This window comes from Stenotrophomonas sp. 05L44_2 (assembly GCF_056665995.1).
On record NZ_JBFTNR010000322.1, the window covers coordinates 1 to 4628 of the forward strand.

Genomic DNA, 4628 nt, shown 5'->3' on the forward strand with positions numbered 1-4628 from the left:
CAACAACGCAGGCCCAGGCGCATGCGCCGGGCCCACCAGGGTGAACCCATGAAATTCTCCGAAAACTGGCTGCGCAGCCACGTCCCGACCACTGCCTCGCGCGATGAGCTCAGCGCGGTGCTGACCGCCATCGGCCTGGAAGTGGAAGACGTGACCGCGCTTGGCGATGGCCTGCAGCACGTGGTCGTCGCGCGTATCGTCGAAGCCGAGCGCCATCCCGAAGCCGACCGCCTGCAGGTGTGCAAGGTTGATGCGGGGCAGGCTGAGCTGCTGCAGATCGTCTGTGGTGCGCCGAATGCACGACCGGGCCTGGTCGCGCCGCTGGCGATGGTCGGTGCGCAGATCGGTGAGTTGAAGATCAAGCCGGCCAAGCTGCGCGGCGTCGWMTCCAACGGCATGCTGTGCTCGGCCAAGGAGCTGGGCCTGGACAACGATGCCTCTGGTTTGCTGGAACTGCCGGACGACGCGCCGGTCGGCCAGTCCCTGGTGGAGTACCTCGGCCTGCCGGATGCCAGCATCGAGATCAAGCTGACCCCCAACCGCGCCGACTGCTTCAGCATCCGCGGCATCGCCTATGACGTCGCCGCAGCGACGCGCAGCGAAGTACTGGATTTCATCGCAGCACCGATCGCTGCCCAGAGCAGCCGCGAGCTGGCAATCCAGCTCGATGCCGGTGCCGAAGCGCCGCGGTATCTGGGTCGTGTCATCGAAGGAGTCAACGCCGCGGCGAAGACCCCGTTGTGGATGGCCGAGCGCCTGCGCCGCAGCGGCGTGCGCCCGGTATCGCTGCTGGTCGACATCACCCAGTACGTGATGCTTGAGCTGGGCCAGCCGATGCACGCCTACGATCTCGGTACCCTGCAGGGCACGATCAGTGTGCGTCGTTCGCGCGCAGGCGAAAGCCTGAAGCTGCTGGATGGCCGTGATGCTGCGCTGGACGACAGCTTCCTGGTGGTCACCGACGCTGATCGCGCGGTCGGCCTGGCCGGCCTGATGGGCGGCTTCGACACGCGTGTTACCGATGCCACCACCGCCGTGTTCCTGGAAGCGGCGCACTTCGCGCCGGCCGCGATCATGGGCCGCGGCCGCAAGCTGGGCCTGCACACCGATGCCGGCCACCGCTTCGAGCGTGGCGTCGACCCGGCGCTGCCGCGTACTGCCATCGAATACGCCACCCGCCTGGTGCTGGACCTGGCCGGCGGTACCCCCGCACCGGTTACCGAAGCGGTACGAGAGGCCGACCTGCCGCAGCCGGCGACGATCCTGCTGCGCCGCGCGCGCATCACCCGCGTGCTGGGCATCACCATCGAAGACGCCGAAGTCGAGCGCATCCTGCGCGCGCTGGGCATGGACGTGGTCGCCGCTGGCGAAGGCTGGCAGGTCACCGCGCCGAGCCGCCGCTTCGACATCGCCATCGAAGAAGACCTGATCGARGARSTGGCCCGSATCYACGGTTATGAGCAGATCCCGACCACGCTGCCGGGTGGCGCATCGCGTGTCGCGATGCCGTCCGAGACCCAGCTGGACGCGCTGAGCGTGCGCCGCCAGCTGATCGCACGCGATCTGCAGGAAACCGTCAATTTCGCCTTCGTCGACGATGGCCTGCTGGGCCAGTGGCAGCTGCGCGAGGATCTGGTGCCGCTGGCCAACCCGCTGTCGGCCGAGCTGGCGGTGATGCGCCCGTCGCTGCTGCCGGGCCTGGTCGCCACGCTGGGCCGCAACGCCGCCCGCCAGCTCGGCCGGGTGCGCCTGTTCGAGCTTGGCCGGGTGTTCGCGCAGCAGGCCGGAGATGGCCAGCCGGCGCCGCTGGAAACCCCGCGCGTGGCCGCTGCGGTCTGCGGTGAAGCGCAGGCGGTGCAGTGGGGCCTGCCGACCCGCAAGATCGATTTCCATGACCTGAAGGGCGACCTGGAATCGCTGGCCGCGGCCAGTGGCGCGGTCCTGGAGTTCCGCCCATCCTCGCGTGCCTACGGCCATCCGGTGCGTTCGGCCGAGGTGTTCCGCGACGGCCTGGCCATCGGCTGGATCGGCCAGATCCATCCGCGCCTGGCCAAGGCGATGGACATCGACGTGGACGTGTACGCCTTCGAGCTGGATCTGGAAGCGCTGTCGGCCCGTGCGCTGCCGCGCGCCGGTGAACTGTCGCGCTACCCGGCAGTGCGCCGCGACCTGGCCTTCCTGGTGCCTGAACAGGTGGCCTGGAGTGACCTGGCCGCGACCATCCGCCAGGCTGCCGGTCCGCTGCTGCGCGAGCTGAACCTGTTCGATCGCTATGTCGGCCAGGGCGTCGAGCCGGGATTCAAGAGTCTCGCTATGGGCTTGATTTTGCAGGACAAGTCGCGCACTCTGACGGACCGCGACGTGGAAGCGGTAGTGGCCGAGGCGGTCACTGCCATCGAGCGTGAACACCACGCCCGGATCCGCGGCTGAGCGGGCAGCACTCGGGGGTAGCAGGCAATGGCATTGACCAAGGCGGAGATGGCGGAAAAGCTGTTCGACGAAGTCGGTCTGAACAAGCGGGAAGCCAAGGAATTCGTCGACGCGTTCTTCGATGTGCTGCGTGAAGCATTGGAACAGGGACGTCAGGTGAAGCTGTCGGGCTTTGGCAATTTCGACCTGCGGCGCAAGAACCAGCGCCCAGGTCGCAACCCCAAGACCGGCGAGGAAATTCCGATTTCCGCCCGTACGGTGGTTACCTTCCGTCCGGGCCAGAAGCTCAAGGAGAGGGTGGAAGCTTATGCTGGATCCGGGCAGTAACCGCGAACTTCCGCCGATTCCGGCCAAGCGCTACTTCACCATTGGTGAAGTCAGCGAACTGTGCGACGTCAAGCCGCACGTGCTGCGCTACTGGGAAACCGAGTTTCCCAGTCTCGAGCCGGCCAAGCGCCGTGGCAACCGTCGTTACTACCAGCGCCACGACGTGCTGATGGTGCGGCAGATCCGCAGCCTGCTGTACGAACAGGGCTACACCATCGGTGGCGCGCGCCTGCGCCTGGATGGTCCGGATGCGCGCGAGGAATCGGCCTTGAGCAACCAGATCATCAAGCAGGTGCGGATGGAACTGGAAGAAGTGCTGCAACTGCTGCGTCGCTGACCCATTTCCGCCGTAATCCGCTATACTTCACGGCCCGCCGCACTGGCGGGCACATCGCAGCATCAGTCGGGGCGTAGCGCAGCCTGGTAGCGCATCTGCCTGGGGGGCAGAGGGTCGTCGGTTCGAATCCGGCCGTCCCGACCACTGTGATGTAACAGACAAGCCTGCGCAGCGATGCGTGGGCTTTTTTGTTGCGGCGTTGTATCCTGCGCGCACTCGTACTACCGCGGCTGCTGAACCCGGTACTCACGAGAACACGATCATGGAAACGCAAAGGAACCGCGCCTGGAGGCGCTCGCAGTCGCGCCACCACGCTGGCGACCACACGGCAGCACCGTCGATCTTCAAGCCGGAAAAGAACTGGAAGCTGATGTATACGCGCGGCGACAAGCTGCTGCGGGCGCGCCAGCTGGGTTTCACCTATCCAGTCCTCAGCCCGCGGCAACTGCTGGACCAGGAATGTTGAACCTGTTGTTTGTCTGCAGTCGCAACCAGCTGCGCAGCCCCACCGCTGAAGCGATGTGGCAGCGCCGGCCAGGTATCAGTGCGCGCTCGGCAGGCACCAGCCCGCATGCGCGCCGGCCCATCAGCCCAGCGGACATCCGCTGGGCTGATGTCATCTTCGTGATGGAGCCCAAGCACCAGCATCGGCTGCAGGCGAATTTTGCCCGCCTGCTTGAACACACGCCGCTGCACTGCCTGGATATCCCCGACGACTATCGCTGCATGGATCCGGCGCTGATGGCGCTGCTGGAAGCGAAGGTCGCGCCCTACCTCACATCGTCAGTAGCGAAGCGGTAGATCAACTCCGGATCGCCTTCGTCGAGGCCGTGCACGATGCCGCACTGCTGGAAACCAGCGGCTGCCAGCAGCCGCTGCATGTTGGCGTTGGATTGGTTGGTGGAGGTGAAAAGCCTGGCACCTGCGCTGCACGACGTGGCATGCAGAAGCAGCGCGCTGCCGACGCCGTGTCCGCGCAGTGGCGCGGCGACCATCAGCATCTCGATGAAGGCTTCACCGAAGAAGTGCCGGTGCTGGACCCGGTAGCCGGCCAGCGTGTCGTCGAGTTCGGCGACGTGCATGTGGCCGTCCGCCAGCCATTGGCCGATCTGCACGGCACGCCGTGGGTCATCGGCCGCAACGCTGTCCAGGGCGATCAGTGCCGGAAGATCCGTGCACACGGCCGCGCGTATCCGAACTGCTGGAGCCCGCACGTTCATCGCCGACGGATGCGCAGCAGCAAACCGCTGCCGCTGACCAGGCAGGCCAGAAGCGTGAGCAGCGACAGGGGCAGGTGGAATTCATCGCGACCGGCCGCAGCGAAGCCTGCATGGATGAGGGCTGTGCCGATAGCCAGCGCGCCGCACAGCAGTGCGTAGCGGCGCGCAGAGCCCAGGCCGAGCACGACCTGACGGTAACCGTGCAGCAGTACGCCGATGGCAAGCAGATTGAAAAGCAGGAATCCCTGGATGCCGCCGGGCACCTGGAACATCCGCCACTCCTGCCAGAACGCGGCATCGATCTGATGCAGCAG

General features: G+C 66.3%; 7 protein-coding genes and 1 tRNA gene. 6 read left to right on the top strand and 2 right to left on the bottom strand.

The window, feature by feature from the left end; genetic code table 11:
- Window positions 1-48 precede the first annotated feature (48 nt).
- The 6 genes from pheT to AC1VAN_RS12485 all read left to right on the top strand — a co-directional run bounded on the left by pheT (window position 49) and on the right by AC1VAN_RS12485 (window position 3895).
- Entirely contained in the window at window positions 49-2430 is a 2382-nt protein-coding gene (gene pheT / locus AC1VAN_RS12460) for a phenylalanine--tRNA ligase subunit beta (protein ID WP_480985896.1), read from the top strand.
- Between the two features lie 27 nt (window positions 2431-2457).
- Window positions 2458-2757, top strand: a complete 300-nt coding sequence (locus AC1VAN_RS12465) for an integration host factor subunit alpha (protein WP_005410432.1) — start codon at window positions 2458-2460, stop codon at window positions 2755-2757.
- The gene (locus AC1VAN_RS12470) at window positions 2738-3094 is read left to right on the top strand and encodes a MerR family transcriptional regulator (protein ID WP_005410431.1); all 357 of its coding nucleotides are present in this window, start codon (window positions 2738-2740) and stop codon (window positions 3092-3094) included. The genes AC1VAN_RS12465 and AC1VAN_RS12470 overlap by 20 nt, the downstream gene beginning before the upstream one ends.
- A gap of 67 nt (window positions 3095-3161) precedes the next feature.
- A tRNA-Pro gene (locus tag AC1VAN_RS12475) sits at window positions 3162-3238 on the top strand.
- A gap of 118 nt (window positions 3239-3356) precedes the next feature.
- Entirely contained in the window at window positions 3357-3560 is a 204-nt protein-coding gene (locus tag AC1VAN_RS12480) for a hypothetical protein (protein WP_025876303.1), read from the top strand.
- Window positions 3554-3895, top strand: a complete 342-nt coding sequence (locus AC1VAN_RS12485) for a low molecular weight protein tyrosine phosphatase family protein (protein WP_025876304.1) — start codon at window positions 3554-3556, stop codon at window positions 3893-3895. Before AC1VAN_RS12480 ends, AC1VAN_RS12485 begins: the two co-directional genes overlap by 7 nt.
- Here the strand turns inward: AC1VAN_RS12485 and AC1VAN_RS12490 are convergent.
- Together AC1VAN_RS12490 and AC1VAN_RS12495 are read right to left on the bottom strand one after the other, a co-directional pair.
- Window positions 3865-4209: a GNAT family N-acetyltransferase gene (locus AC1VAN_RS12490; RefSeq protein WP_306415591.1), complete on the bottom strand. Its 345-nt coding sequence runs from the start codon at window positions 4207-4209 to the stop codon at window positions 3865-3867. The genes AC1VAN_RS12485 and AC1VAN_RS12490 overlap by 31 nt on opposite strands.
- Window positions 4210-4310: 101 nt before the next feature.
- A complete protein-coding gene (locus AC1VAN_RS12495; protein ID WP_480985897.1) occupies window positions 4311-4628 on the bottom strand; it encodes a DUF6713 family protein in 318 nt (105 codons plus the stop codon).

Coding starts and splice junctions, on each gene's coding strand:
- AC1VAN_RS12485 (WP_025876304.1), top strand. CDS start 3,554: ATGTTGAACCTGTTGTTTGTCTGCAGTCGCAACCAGCTGCGCAGCCCC.
- AC1VAN_RS12465 (WP_005410432.1), top strand. CDS start 2,458: ATGGCATTGACCAAGGCGGAGATGGCGGAAAAGCTGTTCGACGAAGTC.
- AC1VAN_RS12480 (WP_025876303.1), top strand. CDS start 3,357: ATGGAAACGCAAAGGAACCGCGCCTGGAGGCGCTCGCAGTCGCGCCAC.
- AC1VAN_RS12470 (WP_005410431.1), top strand. CDS start 2,738: ATGCTGGATCCGGGCAGTAACCGCGAACTTCCGCCGATTCCGGCCAAG.